This window comes from Hymenobacter terrestris, from assembly GCF_013377905.1.
Classification (GTDB): domain Bacteria; phylum Bacteroidota; class Bacteroidia; order Cytophagales; family Hymenobacteraceae; genus Hymenobacter; species Hymenobacter terrestris.
The window spans coordinates 18,282-32,966 of sequence record NZ_JABKAV010000039.1 but is presented as its reverse complement, the minus strand read 5'-3'; the positions used below and the strand labels follow the sequence as shown (position 1 = coordinate 32,966).

12 protein-coding genes are annotated in these 14,685 nt (G+C 62.4%); 6 read left to right on the top strand and 6 right to left on the bottom strand.

What is annotated here, in order from left to right:
- Window positions 1-167 precede the first annotated feature (167 nt).
- The 3 genes from mgrA to HW556_RS12705 are packed head-to-tail and all read right to left on the bottom strand — an operon-like array spanning window position 168 to window position 2,147.
- The gene (mgrA, locus tag HW556_RS12715; protein ID WP_176900434.1) at window positions 168-1,160 is read right to left on the bottom strand and encodes an L-glyceraldehyde 3-phosphate reductase; all 993 of its coding nucleotides are present in this window, start codon (window positions 1,158-1,160) and stop codon (window positions 168-170) included.
- 35 nt (window positions 1,161-1,195) lie between these two features.
- Complete coding sequence (locus HW556_RS12710; RefSeq protein ID WP_176900432.1) at window positions 1,196-1,645, bottom strand: type II toxin-antitoxin system RatA family toxin; 450 nt, start codon at window positions 1,643-1,645, stop codon at window positions 1,196-1,198.
- Window positions 1,632-2,147: an SRPBCC family protein gene (locus HW556_RS12705; RefSeq protein ID WP_176900430.1), complete on the bottom strand. Its 516-nt coding sequence runs from the start codon at window positions 2,145-2,147 to the stop codon at window positions 1,632-1,634. Before HW556_RS12705 ends, HW556_RS12710 begins: the two co-directional genes overlap by 14 nt.
- Window positions 2,148-2,415: 268 nt before the next feature.
- Between HW556_RS12705 and fahA the strand changes: the two genes are divergently transcribed.
- The 6 genes from fahA to HW556_RS12675 all read left to right on the top strand — a co-directional run bounded on the left by fahA (window position 2,416) and on the right by HW556_RS12675 (window position 9,804).
- Complete coding sequence (gene fahA / locus HW556_RS12700; RefSeq protein WP_176900428.1) at window positions 2,416-3,708, top strand: fumarylacetoacetase; 1,293 nt, start codon at window positions 2,416-2,418, stop codon at window positions 3,706-3,708.
- A gap of 285 nt (window positions 3,709-3,993) precedes the next feature.
- A complete protein-coding gene (locus HW556_RS12695; protein ID WP_176900426.1) occupies window positions 3,994-5,145 on the top strand; it encodes a zinc-dependent alcohol dehydrogenase in 1,152 nt (383 codons plus the stop codon).
- 15 nt (window positions 5,146-5,160) lie between these two features.
- Window positions 5,161-5,706, top strand: a complete 546-nt coding sequence (locus tag HW556_RS12690) for a hypothetical protein (protein ID WP_176900424.1) — start codon at window positions 5,161-5,163, stop codon at window positions 5,704-5,706.
- Between the two features lie 434 nt (window positions 5,707-6,140).
- Entirely contained in the window at window positions 6,141-6,962 is an 822-nt protein-coding gene (locus tag HW556_RS12685) for a universal stress protein (protein WP_176900422.1), read from the top strand.
- Window positions 6,963-7,003: 41 nt separating this feature from the next.
- On the top strand, window positions 7,004-7,864 hold the full coding sequence (locus HW556_RS12680; RefSeq protein ID WP_176900420.1) for a universal stress protein: 861 nt from the start codon (window positions 7,004-7,006) through the stop codon (window positions 7,862-7,864).
- 71 nt (window positions 7,865-7,935) lie between these two features.
- Complete coding sequence (locus tag HW556_RS12675) at window positions 7,936-9,804, top strand: pyruvate kinase (protein ID WP_176900418.1); 1,869 nt, start codon at window positions 7,936-7,938, stop codon at window positions 9,802-9,804.
- A 300-nt stretch (window positions 9,805-10,104) separates the two neighbouring features.
- On the opposite strand, the gene acs is transcribed toward HW556_RS12675, so the two are convergent.
- The 3 genes from acs to HW556_RS12660 form a co-directional block, all read right to left on the bottom strand.
- Window positions 10,105-12,033, bottom strand: coding sequence for an acetate--CoA ligase (gene acs, locus HW556_RS12670; protein ID WP_176900416.1), 1,929 nt, complete (start codon window positions 12,031-12,033; stop codon window positions 10,105-10,107).
- Between the two features lie 202 nt (window positions 12,034-12,235).
- Window positions 12,236-14,173: an AMP-binding protein gene (locus tag HW556_RS12665; RefSeq protein WP_176900415.1), complete on the bottom strand. Its 1,938-nt coding sequence runs from the start codon at window positions 14,171-14,173 to the stop codon at window positions 12,236-12,238.
- A gap of 56 nt (window positions 14,174-14,229) precedes the next feature.
- A complete protein-coding gene (locus HW556_RS12660) occupies window positions 14,230-14,613 on the bottom strand; it encodes a response regulator transcription factor (RefSeq protein WP_176900414.1) in 384 nt (127 codons plus the stop codon).
- Between the last annotated feature and the right edge of the window lie 72 nt (window positions 14,614-14,685).

The window sequence follows — 14,685 nt, the reverse complement described above, 5'->3', positions numbered from 1 at the left end:
GTAGGGGCGGGGCTTGTCCTCATCTGCCGCCGAAACGATATATACCCAACGAACCGGGCGGCTCCCGTTCAACGGCGGGCGGGGGCAAGCCCCGCCCCTACGTGGTTCTGCGCAATCCAGGTCGAACTGTAGCTGACCCAACAATCCGCAAACCTCAGCCAGAAGGTCTACTCCCCCACTATCCCCTCAATCCGCGCCAGCTCCTCTGCACTGAACGCCAGCTGCTCCAAGCAGCGCAACGAATCGTCGAGTTGCGCGGGGCGGCTGGCGCCGATGAGCACTGACGTTACCCGTTCATCGCGCAGCACCCAGGCCAGGGCCATTTGGGCCAGACTCTGGCTGCGGGATTGGGCCAGCTCGTTTAAGGCTTTAATCTGGCGCAGGCGCTCGTCAGTGAGGTTGTCTTCGGTAAGAAAGCCTACTCCCTTAGCTACCCGCGAATCGTCGGGGATGCCGTGCAGGTACTTGCCCGTGAGCAGGCCCTGAGCCAGTGGCGAGTACGCAATGCTGCCCACGCCTTCGCGGGCCAGCAAATCGAGCAGGCCGTTTTCGGGGCTGCGCTCGAATAGCGAGTATTTGGGCTGATGAATGAGGCAGGGCGTGCCCAGCTCGCGCAGCAACCGAATGGCCTCGGCGGCTTCGGCAGGCTCGTAGTTGCTGATGCCCACGTACAGCGCCTTGCCCTGGCGCACGGCCTGGGCCAGCGCGCCCATCGTTTCTTCCAGCGGCGTATCGGGGTCAAACCGGTGCGAGTAGAAGATATCGACGTACTCCAGGCGCATCCGTTTCAAGCTTTGGTCGAGGCTGGAAAGCAGGTATTTGCGCGAGCCCCACTCGCCGTAGGGGCCGGGCCACATATCGTAGCCCGCCTTGGTCGAAATCACCAGCTCGTCGCGGTAGCCCCGGAAATCCTCCTTGAGAATGCGGCCGAAATTGGTTTCGGCTGAGCCGGCTGGCGGGCCGTAGTTGTTGGCCAGGTCGAAGTGGGTAATGCCCGAATCGAAGGCCCGGTGCAGGATGGCGCGGAAGTTACTGAGCACGTCCACGTCGCCGAAATTGTGCCAGAGGCCGAGCGAAACGGCTGGCAGTTTCAGGCCGCTACGGCCGCAGCGGCGGTAGGGCATAGCGTCGTAGCGGGCGGGGTTGGGCAGGAAGTGCATAGATTGGTGTTAAATGGGCTTTTCGGCTAACAGACTCAGACGGACTGTTCCAGCCTCTGTTTCAGGTCGCGCAGCCTTCCACGTACGTTTAGCTGCAACACGTAGCTGGCCAAAGAGGAGAACAGCCGCAGAGGACCACGCAGGGCGAAGGAGTAAGTGAACGTGGCTTTGGTAAGGTTGGGGCCCAGGGCCTCGAAGCGCCAGGAGCCCGCAAAAGCCTGAAACAGGCCGGCCGGCCGCGTCAGCTTCACGGCCGCCACGCGAGGCGAATTGAACGACACGTACTCCGTTTCCATACCGATACCGTGCTTCGACACGCACCACGACTTCACCCCCAGCCCGGCCGCTGTAGCCCCGTCGAGCAGCACGGCTTCGCGCAGAAACGTGTCCCAATTAAGCCGTTGGCCGTAGTCCTGGGTGTAGTCGAACACCTCCTGCTGAGGCCGGGCAATCTGGATAGATTCCGTGAATTTATACTGCCTCATGTTCGGCGTTTCGTTTAATAGAGCGCAGCAAATAACGTTGGAACAAGTGTAATACGGCCGTAATCGGGGCCAGCAGTAGCCACCGCAGACTACGTTGCACGCTATACTCGGTGCGCAGCGTCAGCACGGTGTCGCCCGCTTCTTCGCGCAGTTCGTAGGCCCCGGCCAGCATCCGAAATATGCCCGCCGACAGCTCGAACACATAACCCACCCGAAAGCCAGGCTCGGGGTTGAAGCGGAATGAATAGAACTTGTTGGGCTCCCAGCGCAGAATCTGCTGCTCGAACTTCTTACCATTGGCAAAATATGCCGTGCGGCTCCCGCCCGCACCCTCCGTGAGCAGTGTAGCCCGCAGTGGTTTAGGCACATCCAGAAGCCGAAATAGCAGCGGGTCGGCAAACTGCTCTAGTTGCACGTTGGTGATATGCTCCCAAACAACGGCCGCCGGGGCCGCAATGCACACTTTCGACTCAATTATCCGAACTAGGTGCGCTGCTGGCATGCGTTGGTTTTGCAGATGATAAGGCAAGCACACTGCCTCACCAGTCAGCGTACTGCTGCAAGTAACGAACCTGCTTAGGAAGTGACCGAAATCAACCAGCCCGTCATGTAGAAATCCTGCCTTCCTTATGTGCAGCTTCATGCCTATTTGGTAAGACACACCCTGTCGTTTAGTAGCTGCGGTACACTCATTTCCGGCCCATTCCCCCTACCCTTCTACCTTTGCCTTATCCACTACCTTATTCACCCACCCCAACCAACTCGCTACTATGGCCAACGCCAACGACCCTACGCTACGCTCCTGGATTGACATTGCCCCCGGCAGCGACTTTCCAATTCAAAACCTGCCATTTGGCGTATTTGAAACCGAGGAGCGGGGCCCGCGGCTGGGCGTGGCCATCGGCGAGTATGTGCTCGATCTGTACGCCGTGGCCCAGTTCGGCTATTTTGAGGATTTGGAGCTGGGCAAGAAAATGCCCAAGGTGTTTCGGCGCCGCAGCCTCAACCAGTTTATTGCCCTGGGCCGGCCGGCGTGGCGGGCCGTGCGCCAGCGCCTAAGCGAGCTGCTGCGCCACGACAACCCCACCCTGCGCGACCAGCCCGAAGCCATGCGCGAGTGCCTGCTGCGCCAGGATGCCGTGCAGATGCTGCGCCCCGTGAAGCCGCAGAACTACACCGATTTTTACTCCAGCATCGAGCACGCCACCAACGTGGGCACCATGTTCCGCGACCCCAACAACGCCCTGCTGCCCAACTGGCGCCACATTCCCATCGGCTACCACGGCCGGGCCAGCTCCATCGTGGTCAGCGGCACCGATATCCGGCGGCCCAACGGCCAGCGCAAGGCCCCCGACGCGGCCGCGCCCACCTTCGGCCCCTGCCAGCAGCTCGATTTTGAGCTGGAAATGGCCTTCGTGGTGGGCCGCCCCACCCAACTCGGCGACACGCTACCGGTGCAAAACGCCGAGGACTATATTTTCGGGCTGATGCTGTTTAATGACTGGAGCGCCCGCGACATTCAGAGCTGGGAGTACGTGCCGCTGGGCCCGTTTCTGGGCAAGAGCTTCGGCAGCAGCGTGGCACCCTGGGTGGTGACGCTCGACGCGCTGGAGCCCTTCCGCATAGCCGGACCGGTGCAGGAGCCCGAGCCGCTGCTCTACCTGCGCCAGACCGGTGAGCACAACTTCGACGTTAATCTGGAGGTTACCATTCAGCCCGAAGGCGGCCCCGAAACGGCCGTTTCGTACGCCAATTTCGGCCTCATGTACTGGAGTATGGCCCAGCAGCTGGCCCACCACGCCTCCAACGGCTGCAACCAGCAGGTCGGCGACCTGTACGCCTCGGGCACCATCTCGGGCACCACGCCCGACTCGCTGGGCTCAATGCTGGAGCTATCCTGGAAAGGCACCCGCCCCGTACCGCTGGCCGACGGCACGGAGCGCAAGTTTCTGCAGGACGGCGACCGGGTGACAATGCGCGGCTTCGCGGAGAAAGACGGCGTGCGAATTGGCTTTGGCGAGGTAACGGGCAAGGTACTGCCAGCCGTTACGCCTGCTTTCTAAAGCCTCCAACGCCGACCAGCCCAACGAAGCCAACGAACCATATAGGCCTGGCACAGCGGAGCCGAATCGTCTACTACTCAGTAGGGCCGATTCGGCTCCGCTTCGTTTGGGGGCTTGTCGTTTTTTTGTCCTGACGCCACCTTCAAGCGCTACCGTAACAACCTTCTGGCAGGGCCCGGGGTAAGTAAATGGATAATTACTGGGGACCGGAGCGGCAGCTGTTTCGCCGTTCGTGCTCCAGTAATTACCCAGTTCCTTTCTTTCCGTACCCTTTCCAGAATTTTTATGTTAGCAATGGAATACCGGGGCCCCAAGCGGGTCCGCGCCGTGCAGAAACCCATGCCGGAAATACAACACCCCCAAGATGCCATCGTGAAGGTGCTACGCGCCTGCATCTGCGGCTCCGACCTGCACCTGTACAACGGCAACATTCCTGATACCCGCGTGGGCTCGACTTTCGGCCACGAGTTCGTGGGTGAAATCGTGGATATTGGTTCCGATGTCACCAAAGTAAAAGTGGGCGACCGGGTGATTGTGCCCTTCAACATTGCCTGCGGCGAGTGCCACTTCTGCAAGCAGGAAATGTTCGGTAACTGTCAAGAATCCAACACCGAATCGGGAGCAATTGGCGGCATTTACGGCTACTCGCACACCGCTGGTGGCTTTAATGGCGGCCAGGCCGAGTACGCCCGCGTGCCCTACGCCAACGTGGGCCCGGTTATCATTCCGGCCGACATGGACCTGGACGACGCCGTGATGCTCACCGACGTGATTCCGACCGGTTACCAGGGCGCTGAAATGGCCGGTATCCAGGAGGGCGATACGGTGGTGGTGTTCGGTGCCGGACCGATTGGTATTACCGCTGCCCGTTGCGCCTGGCTGTTCGGCGCGGGCCGGGTTATCATTATTGATAAGCAGGAGTACCGCCTCGACTTCGCCCGCAACTACGCGTACTGCGAGGCCTACAACTTCGAGGAAATCGGCGACCCGGTGATGTTCATCAAGAAAATCACCGATTGGATGGGGGCCGACTGCGTAATCGACGCCGTGGGCGCTGAAGCTGAGGGCAACACGCTCCAAACCATTACCGGCCGCAAGCTGCTGTTGCAGGCCGGTTCGGCCACAGCGCTGCACTGGGCCATTAATGCCGTTAAGAAGGGCGGCGTGGTGTCGATTGTGGGCGTGTACGGCCCGACCGATAACCTGATTCCTATCGGCAACGCCATGAACAAGGGCCTGACCATCCGGGGCAACCAGACCTCGGTGAAGCGCCTGCTGCCGCGCCTGATTGAGCACGTGCAAAACGGTGTACTGGACCCTAAAGGGCTGATTACGCACCGTATGCCGCTGGAAGAAGTGGCCAACGGCTACCGCATGTTCTCCAACAAGCTGGACAACTGCATCAAGACCGTGCTCATTCCCCCAACCGCCAACTAGTTACCGCCCCTCCCCATGAAAGATAACGCTATAAATACCCCCATCGACCCTAAAACCATTAAGGGCTGGGGCATTGATGCCGACCCCAAAAATGACCCCACCTACCCCATGCGCAAGCGCATGAACGCGGAGGAGGACCCCGACAGCAAAAGCCGCCCCGACAACCTGCAATCCGTCGATGAGGAGGTACTGAAGTCGGTAGACCGGCCCAAAATATCGGCTGTATTCGGTACGCCGGAGCCGCCCGCCGGCCTGAGCGGTGTTATTCGCCGCCAAGCCTATAAATACCCTGAGAACCAGTATAAGCGCTGGCTGCCACTTGTTCTAGCCGACCGCGTGGACATGCTGGAAGGAGTAGTGTCCGACCTTTCGAAGGGCAAGCTGCCCAACATCTGGGCCGAGAAAGGCTACGATATGGAGTGGAAGCACAACCGCACGGCTTTCATCACTAAAATGGCCACCATTGGCGCCGTTACGGCAGGCCTCGTAGTGTGGCTTTCTTCGGGCAAGAAGAAAAAGAAGAGCAAGACTAAAACGAAGGATTACCTGAGCCGATTCTAGGTCACATAAGGTACCAAGAGCACTAGAACCTTCGTTTTGCTTTGGGTTTACCCGAATTTTTGAAAGAGTGCCGGCCGGTTGGTCGGCACTCTTTCTGGTTTAAGCTTAATCCATTAGCATAGGTCCGCGTGCGGGCTGTCCCCCCGACGCTTGTTCAGTTAATATCGTATCTTCAGCATATCAGGCCAGCGTGACTATCCGCTTGGCATACTCCCTACTCCCTGACGTCTTTCCCCCGTTTCTGTGCGGTTACCGCCTAGTTAGCTGGCCGCCGTTGCAGCGCTGTTTTCCTGGCTTTTCTTCCCCCGATGCGTTCCGCGCTCCTACGCATTTTCCTTTTTCGGAAGCTCGCTGCCAGTCGCTTGCTGAGCCCAATCTGTCTGACAAGCTGGCAACCCTTTCTACGCTCTTTCTCCGCCTTATAATCTCCCGCAATGGCCTCCCCTTTAGTAGTACTGACCGATTTTTATGCCGTTACCAATAGTGCGCTGGCGTACGCGGCGGGGCTGGCCCTGCCCCTGCAGGCAGAGCTCGTGCTGCTACACGCCCGCTACGATGCCCTACTAGCCCCAATCGACGACCCGGCCTACGTGCCCGTCGATGCCCTGGCCACCGAGCAGGCGCTGCAACAGCTGGCCGCAACGCAGCCCGTATCCACTCAGGTGGAAATATCGGAGCGGGAGTTGCCCGAGGCTGTGCGCGCCGCCCTGCTCCACCACGCACCCCTGTTGCTGGTACTGGGCCCGCCCGGTGGAGCCAGCACACCCCTGGAAGTGATGATTGACACGGCCAAAACACTGCTTAGCACCGTTCCTTACCCGCTGCTGCTGGTGCCGGCAATCGGCCAGCAGGCCGTACCGCCCCGCCGCCTCTTGCTGGCCGTCGACGGGCAGCCGTTCGAACTGCACCAGTACCAGGACATTATCCGGCAGCTGCTAAGCGTATCGGGCGGCGGCACGCTAAACGTAGTGCGGGTAGCCGACAGCAGCCACCCGCGCCTGGGAGCCGATACCATTCTGGAAACACTAGCCGCCAACAATTTAGCCGATGAAGCAGCCTTTGACCAAGTTTCCGAGGTGGCCGATCTGTCGGCAGTAGATGGTGTGCTGGCTGAAGCGGCCCGGCAACAGGCCGACCTGCTGATAGTAATAGCCCGCCGCCACAGCCTGCTGGGCAGCCTGTTCCACCACAGCGTCACGGGCCAGTTCATCGAGCGAAGCCTCATACCGGTGCTGGTACTGCCTGCCATAGACTAGCTTTTATAGTCGGTTCCGTACACTCTTCCGCTGATTTAGTTATGCATCCCTGCTTTGTCGTCTTCGTCGATCTGTCTGCCGGAGCCGCGCGCGCCGCGCACTACGCAGCCCTGCTGGGCGCGCCGCGGCAGGTGCGGCTGGAGTTGGTCAACGTCTGCCAGGCGCCGATGCTGTCGTCGGAGCTGGCGTTTGTTCCGATGCCCTACGTAGCCCGGTTGCAGGCCGATGCCGACGCTGCCCTACAGGAGCTGGCCGAAGACCTGCCCGTGGCAGCCGGCGCATCGGTGCTGATGCCCCCCCTGACTGATGCCGTACAGCAGGCTATTACTCGTTTCCATCCGCTGCTGCTGGCTATGGGCCTGAGCGCCGAGCCGGGCCTGCTGGATCAGTTGCTGAACAACCAAGCCCTGCCGGTGCTGCGGGCCACTCACCGGCCGCTGCTGCTGGTGCCCGAAGCCGGCCCGCCGCCCGCTATGCCGCGCCGCGTGCTGGTAGCCGTCGATGGCGAGCACTTCGCATTTGGAGAAGCCGCCCTGGCCCTGGCCCCGCTGCTGGCAAGCTGGCAAGCAGATTTTTCGGTGGTGCATGTCCGGCCGGCTTTGGACGGGGAAGCAGAGCCCGCAGGCCAGTATATGCGGGTTGGCGAGCCGTTGCGCCAGTTGATGCCATCGGCCACAGCCCCGCAGCTCTACGACGCCGACGACCCGGCCGCCACCATTCTACGGGCCCACGCCGAACTGCAGGCCGACTTGCTGATTCTGATTGCGCGCCCCCGCAGCTTTCTGGGCCGGCTGTTCCATCGTAGCGTAACGGCGCAGGTGCTGCGCGGCTCATCGGTGCCGGTACTGCTGCTGCCCGCCCACGGCCCGGGCGTACCCGACTGGATGCCCTCCTTGAGCTGACACGCCGCCCGCGGCTGCCCCGCTCCCGACCGCTCACCAATTCCGGTACCCGCGGTAATTGCTGCTCTCCTATGCCTGAACCTGTCCAGCACCTCCCCTATGCCCGACGCCATGCGCCCGCGCTAACCGAACTGCTGGCTGAGCTGACCACGCTGCGCGCCGACATGCTGCGCCTGGCCGAACAGGCCAGCGACCAGCTGCAGGCTGTGCACCCGGGCTTTCGGTCCAGCGCCCACAACCTGCTGCACTACCTGGCCCTGCGCCAACACGACCGGCGCGACCTGCAGCAACGCCTTGCCGCGCTGGGCCTCTCGTCGCTGGGCCGCGCCGAGGCCCACGCGCTGGCCACCGTTGAATCGGTGCTGGCCATCGTGCAGGCATTGCTTGAGCCGGCCACCGCTGTTCCTGCTCCCGAAACCACCCCCGATTTTGAGGGAGGGCCGCAGCGGCTGGCCGAGCATAGCAACGCCTGCCTGGGTCCGGCACCGGCAGCGCACAACGTCCGGATAATGGTAACCATGCCCGGCGAGGCGGCCGGCAACTACGAGCTGGTGCGGAATCTGCTGCGCGAAGGAATGAACTGTATGCGCATCAACTGCGCCCACGACGACGCCACGGCCTGGGGTCTGATGATTGCCCACCTGCGGCGCGCCGAGCAGGAGCTGGGCAAAACCTGCCGGGTAAGCATGGACCTGGCCGGCCCTAAGCTGCGCACCCAGGGCCTGCCGCCCGCGCCGCCCGTGCTGAAGGTGAACCCCAGCCGCGACGTCATGGGCCGAGTTACAGCCCCCGCCCGCCTGTGGCTGGCAGCCCAGCAGCACCCGGCCTCGGCTGACACCCTGGTTTTTCCGGCGGCCTGGCTGCAGGGCCTGCGGGTGGGCAGCCGCGTATCGTTTAAGGATGCTCGCGGGGCCCGTCGGAAGCTACGCGTAGTGCGTGTGGAGGCGAACGGGTGCTGGGCGGAGCTGCGTAAAACGGCCTACATCACCCCTTCCACCGTTTTTGCTGGCGCTGCCAGAGCGCAGGCCAGTCCGCATGGGATATCTGCCAAGTCCTCATTTCTGCTACTGCGCCCCAACGACCAGCTGCTACTCACCCGCCAGCCCCTCGATAGCCAGGACCGCATCGAACCGGCCCCGCCTCACCCCACGGCCGCTGCCGAGCCGGCAGTTATCGGCTGCACGCTGCCCGAAGTATTCGATTCGGTGCAGCCGGGTGAGCGTATCTGGTTCGACGATGGCAAAATTGGGGGCGTGGTGGAGCGCGTAGATGCGCAGGCGGTGCAGGTGCGCATAGTGCAGGCCCGCGCCGAGGGCGACAAGCTGCGCAACGACAAAGGCATCAACCTGCCCGACAGCCAGCTTTCCATTCCGGCCCTAACGGAAACGGATTTGCAGCACCTGGTATTCATCGCCCAACACGCTGATGCCGTGCAGCTCTCCTTCGTCAATAGCCCCGCGGATATAACGCTGCTGCGCCAGCACCTGCACCGGCTCACCGATCGGGTGCTGCCCATTGTGCTTAAAATCGAAACCCGACGGGCATTCGAACAGCTACCCGACCTGTTGCTGCGCGCTATGCAGGCCGAAACCTGCGGCGTGATGATTGCCCGCGGCGACCTGGCCGTGGAGTGCGGCTTCGAGCGGCTGGCCGAGGTGCAGGAAGAGATACTGTGGCTCTGCGAAGCGGCGCACGTACCCGCTATCTGGGCCACGCAGGTGCTGGAAAGCTTGGCCAGCGGCGGTATGCCAGCGCGGGCCGAAATTACCGACGCCGCCATGGGCAGCCGGGCAGAGTGCGTTATGCTAAACAAAGGCCCCCGCATTGTAACCGCCGTGCAGACGCTGACCGGCATCCTGGGGCGCATGGAGGCCCACCAAAGCAAGAAAAACACCCTGCTCCGCAGCCTGCACGTAGCCCGCCTGTGGAGCCCGGAGTAACCCACCAATCAGGACACAGAATCAGGACATTCCTCTGCTGCCAGCACTAAAGTAAAACGATAGGGCTGCTTGCTTGCGGCCACTGTATGCGCCACAAGTAAGCATGGAAGACGGAGTGGCTGGTGCCAGCCTATCGGGCGTGACTGAGGTAGCCGTACCTGCCAGGCCACCCGATCCTCAACGCGCTGACGTCCGTTGCCACTACTCCCCCACACTAGCGGGGCTCCCGCGGGGGAGTAGCGGCAACGGACGTCAGCACATCAAATTTAAGTCAGCGGTACGCTTATATATGCCGCCACCTTACTTCGCGCCTTTTATAATCTCCACCACCACCTCCGGGTCGAGCAGCGTGGAAGTATCGCCCAACGTGGAGGTTTCGCCCTCGGCTACCTTGCGCAGGATACGGCGCATGATTTTACCCGAGCGCGTTTTGGGCAGGCCCGTCACGATCTGGATTTTATCGGGGCGGGCTATTTTACCGATTTCGGCCACCACGGTTTCGATGACGCTGGCCTCGATGCGGGGCTCGTCGGCGGCGTTTTTGCAGGCACCTTCACGGCAGATGATGTAGGCGTAGATGCCCTGGCCCTTCACCTCGTGCGGGTAACCGACCACCGCGCTTTCCACCACGTTGGGGTTCTGGTTGATAGCATTTTCGATTTCAGCCGTGCCGAAGCGGTGGCCGCTCACGTTAATCACGTCATCAACCCTCCCAATAATGCGGTAGAGGCCGTCGGCGTCGCGGCGGGCGCCGTCGCCGGTGAAGTAGTAGCCGGGGTAGGCCGCGAAGTAGGTTTGTACGGCCCGGTTATGGTCGCCCCAGGTGGTGCGAATAATGCCCGGCCAGGCCTGCTTGATGGCCAGGTAGCCCTCCTCTTCATTGCCTTCGATTTCGGTACCGTCCTGACGAAGCAACACGGGCCACACGCCGGGCAGCGGCAGGCCGGCGTAGGTGGGCTTCGAGGGCGTAATACCGGCCAGCGGCGAAATCATGATGCCGCCGGTTTCGGTCTGCCACCAAGTGTCTACCAGCGGGCAACGGCCTTTGCCCACGTGCTCGTTGTACCAGTGCCAGGCCTCCTCATTGATGGGTTCGCCCACCGAGCCGATTACGCGCAGCGAGTCGAGCGAGTAGCTGAGCACGTTGTCGAGGGGCTCGGCCATGAGGGCGCGGATGGCAGTGGGCGCGGTGTAGAAGACGCTCACCGAGTGCTTGTCAATTACCTCCCAGAACCGCCCAGCGTCGGGGTACGTGGGGATGCCTTCGAACATGAGGGTGGTAGAGCCGGCCAGCAGCGGGCCGTAAATCAGGTAGGTGTGGCCCGTTACCCAGCCCACGTCGGCGGTGCACCAGAACACGTCGTTCTCTTCTACCTGGAACACGTTGCGGAAGGTATAGTCGGCCCACACCATGTAGCCGGCGGTGGTGTGCACTACGCCCTTGGGCTTACCGGTGCTACCCGAGGTGTAAAGAATAAACAATGGGTCTTCGGCCTTCATCTCCTCGGCGGGACAGGTTTTGGCCACATCCTCGGCTTCCTCGTGGTACCAGACGTCGCGCTCGTCCTCCATCTGCACCGGCCAGCCCAGGTGTTCCACTACCACTACTTTGCGCACCGAGGGGCAGGTTTCGAGGGCCTCATCCACTACCCGTTTCACCGGAATCTGCTTGGCCCCGCGGTTCAAGCCGTCCGACGTTATCACCAACTTCGCCTGGGCATCGTTCACGCGGTCGGCAATAGCGGTGGCCGAGAAGCCGGCGAATATCACCGAGTGTACCGCCCCGATACGGGCGCAGGCCAGCACGGCAATGGTGAGTTCGGGAATCATGGGCATATAGAGGCATACCCGGTCGCCCTTTTCCACCCCGTTGTTCAGCAGCACGTTGGCAAACTGGCACACGCGCTGGTGAAGCTCGCGGTAGGTCAGGCGCAGGTGGCGCTCCTTGATGTCGTTGGGCTCATAGATGAGGGCCAGCTTGTTGCCCCGGGTGGTCAGGTGGCGGTCGAGGCAGTTTTCGGTGATGTTGAGCCGCGCCCCCGCAAACCACGTCGTTTCGCCGGCCGTCATATCGGACTCCATCACGGTGCTCCACTTGCGGCGCCACGTAAAGGGCTCGGCTACCGCGGCCCAGAACTCGTTGGGGTGGCGGGTGCTGAGGTGGTAGGCCTCGTGGTACTCTTCGAGGGTACGGATGCGGGCGTGCTGCGGGGTTGTGGAAGTGGGCATATCGGTCGTATGTTCGAGGTTATCCCACCCCCGGCCCCTTCCCCTCTGGGAGAGAGAACCAGACAAGGCAGGTAGGTTAGAAGAAACTAAAGTCGAGTGTAAGAAGGGCGAAGAGACAAGAAAGCTAAAAGTAAGACAGTGACGGCCAGACCATCAGGCCTCCTCTCTCCCGGAGGACTCAGCGCATGTTGCGGAGAAGGGGTCAGGTCTGACCGCTTCCCCGCAACATGCCGCGCTGGTATAACACGGCCCGTATTTCGTCGAGGATGGCAGGGTCATCGATGGTGGAAGGTACCGTAAATTCTTCGCCGTCGGCGAGTTGGCGCAGGGTTTTGCGTAGTATTTTGCCCGAGCGCGTTTTAGGCAGCCGCGCCACTACGGCCGCCTGCCGGAAGCAGGCCACTGCCCCTACCCGGCTGCGCACCAGCTGAATAAGCTGCTGCTCCAGCTCGGCTTCGGGCAGCGCCTGGCCATCTTTGAGTACCACTAGGCCCACCGGCACCTGCCCGCGCAGCTCATCGGAGAGGCCCAGCACGGCGCACTCGGCCACGGCCGGGTGGGCGGCCAGCACCTCTTCCAACTCGCCGGTACTCAGGCGGTGGCCGGCTACGTTTATCACGTCATCAACCCGGCCCATAATGTAGCAGTAGCCCTGCGCGTCGCGGTAGCCCCCATCGCCCGATATGTAGTAGCCCGGAAACTGGTCGAGATAGGCCTGCTGAAAGCGGGCATCATCCTGCCAGAGCGTAGGCAGGCAGCCGGGCGGCAGCGGCAGGCGCAGCGCTACCAGTCCGGTGGTGCCGGCCGGTACGGGCTGGCCTTCCTCGTCGAGGATTTCGAGCTGGTAGCCCGGCACCGGGTGGCCGGCCGAGCCGGCGCGGGCCGGCAGCGCATCGGGGTAACCTACGCAGGTAGCCAGCATGGGCCAGCCCGACTCGGTTTGCCACCAGTGGTCGACCACGGGGATGCCCAGCAGCTCGCCGGCCCAGTTGTAGGTGGCGGGGTCGCACCGCTCGCCCGCCAGAAACAGGTGGCGCAGCCGGCGCAAATCGAACTGCCGGGCCAGCCGGCCCTCGGGGTCCTCTTTGCGAATGGCGCGAATGGCGGTGGGAGCCGTGAACAGTACGTTCACGCCGTAGTCGGCACACAGGCGCCAGAACGTGCCCGCATCGGGCGTGCGCACGGGCTTGCCTTCGAACAGCACCGTGGTAGCGCCCAGCAGCAACGGCCCGTACACGATGTAGCTATGGCCTACGGCCCAACCAATATCCGAGCCGCTGAACATAGTGTCGCCCGGTTGCAGCCCGTACACGGCGCCCATGCTGTAGCGCAAAGCCACGGCGTGCCCGCCATGCTCGCGCACCACGCCCTTGGGCCGACCAGTGGTGCCGCTGGTATACAGAATGTAGAGCGGGGCCGTAGCATCAACCGGCACGGCTGCCACCGGCGCGGCTTGCAGCAGCTCCCGGTAGTCTATGAACCGCGTTTCGCTTTTTGCTGAAACAGCTATTTCGGGCAGTTCGGCGGGGCAAAAATCGCGCTGGCTGACTACTACGCAAGCTGGCTGATGGGTGGCCAGCGCCAGCGCCTCGCGCACCAGCGGCAGGTACGGTATTGGGCGGTCTATTTCCATGCCAGCCGAGGCGCAGATGATGGCGTGGGGCTGCGCATCATCGATGCGGACGGCCAGCTCGGGCGGCGCAAAACCCCCAAACACCACCGAATGCACCGCGCCTAGCCGGGCACAGGCCAGCATAGCCACCACCGCCTCGGGCATGTTAGGCATATAGATGAGCACCCGGTCGCCCTGCCCAACGCCCTGTGCGCGCAGGCCCCCGGCCAGCCGGGCCGTCAGGTCGAGCAGCTCGGCGTAGGTGTAGCTGCGGCGCACATCGGTTACGGGCGAGTCGTAGTGCAGGGCGGGCTGGTTGGCGCGGCCGTTGGCTACGTGGAAATCGAGGCAAAGCCAGCTGGTATTCAATTGGCCGCCCCGAAACCAGCGGTAGAAGCCGGTGTCCTCGTCCTGGCTCAGTACCGGCCGGGGCGGGTCGCGCTGCCAGCTCAGGCGGGCAGCCTGCCCGGCCCAGAAACCAACCGGATCGGCGAGGCTGGCAGCGTAGTCGGCGGCGTAGGTGGGCATGGGCGGGGGCGTTTGGAGTGAGTGGGTGCAGAACGGTGCCGGACGGCGGCTTGGGCTTACTGGCTGCCAGCTGCCAGCTGCTCTTTTACTTTCGCCATCAGCTGGCGGGTGCTGAAGGGCTTGGTCAGGTAGAGGTCGGCCCCCACCTCATATCCCTGCTGCAGATCGGCTTCCTTGCTTTTGGCACTCAGAAACACCACCCGCGTGCCGGCTTGCCGGGGGTGCCGGCGCACCTGCCGGCATACCTCATAACCATCCACATCGGGCATCATAATATCAAGCAGAATCAGGTCGAAGGGCGTTTGGCCAACTGCTTCCAGCGCCTCGCTGCCATTACGGGCAATGCTGACGCGGTAGCCGGCCTTACGCATCAGAAATTCGAGCGACATCACAATATTGGGCTCGTCGTCGACTATAAGAATATGCGGGGTAGTATTCATGCAGAGGGTCTTTAATAATTTTCCGCAGAGTAGCGCGGAGGGTTTCGCAGAGGCACGCAGATTAATTCAGGT

What these genes read in the sequence shown, in the direction of transcription:
- mgrA (WP_176900434.1), bottom strand. Translation starts at nt 1,160, where the DNA reads ATGCACTTCCTGCCCAACCCCGCCCGCTACGACGCTATGCCCTACCGC.
- HW556_RS12710 (WP_176900432.1), bottom strand. Translation starts at nt 1,645, where the DNA reads ATGAGGCAGTATAAATTCACGGAATCTATCCAGATTGCCCGGCCTCAG.
- HW556_RS12705 (WP_176900430.1), bottom strand. Translation starts at nt 2,147, where the DNA reads ATGCCAGCAGCGCACCTAGTTCGGATAATTGAGTCGAAAGTGTGCATT.
- fahA (WP_176900428.1), top strand. Translation starts at nt 2,416, where the DNA reads ATGGCCAACGCCAACGACCCTACGCTACGCTCCTGGATTGACATTGCC.
- HW556_RS12695 (WP_176900426.1), top strand. Translation starts at nt 3,994, where the DNA reads ATGTTAGCAATGGAATACCGGGGCCCCAAGCGGGTCCGCGCCGTGCAG.
- HW556_RS12690 (WP_176900424.1), top strand. Translation starts at nt 5,161, where the DNA reads ATGAAAGATAACGCTATAAATACCCCCATCGACCCTAAAACCATTAAG.
- HW556_RS12685 (WP_176900422.1), top strand. Translation starts at nt 6,141, where the DNA reads ATGGCCTCCCCTTTAGTAGTACTGACCGATTTTTATGCCGTTACCAAT.
- HW556_RS12680 (WP_176900420.1), top strand. Translation starts at nt 7,004, where the DNA reads ATGCATCCCTGCTTTGTCGTCTTCGTCGATCTGTCTGCCGGAGCCGCG.
- HW556_RS12675 (WP_176900418.1), top strand. Translation starts at nt 7,936, where the DNA reads ATGCCTGAACCTGTCCAGCACCTCCCCTATGCCCGACGCCATGCGCCC.
- acs (WP_176900416.1), bottom strand. Translation starts at nt 12,033, where the DNA reads ATGCCCACTTCCACAACCCCGCAGCACGCCCGCATCCGTACCCTCGAA.
- HW556_RS12665 (WP_176900415.1), bottom strand. Translation starts at nt 14,173, where the DNA reads ATGCCCACCTACGCCGCCGACTACGCTGCCAGCCTCGCCGATCCGGTT.
- HW556_RS12660 (WP_176900414.1), bottom strand. Translation starts at nt 14,613, where the DNA reads ATGAATACTACCCCGCATATTCTTATAGTCGACGACGAGCCCAATATT.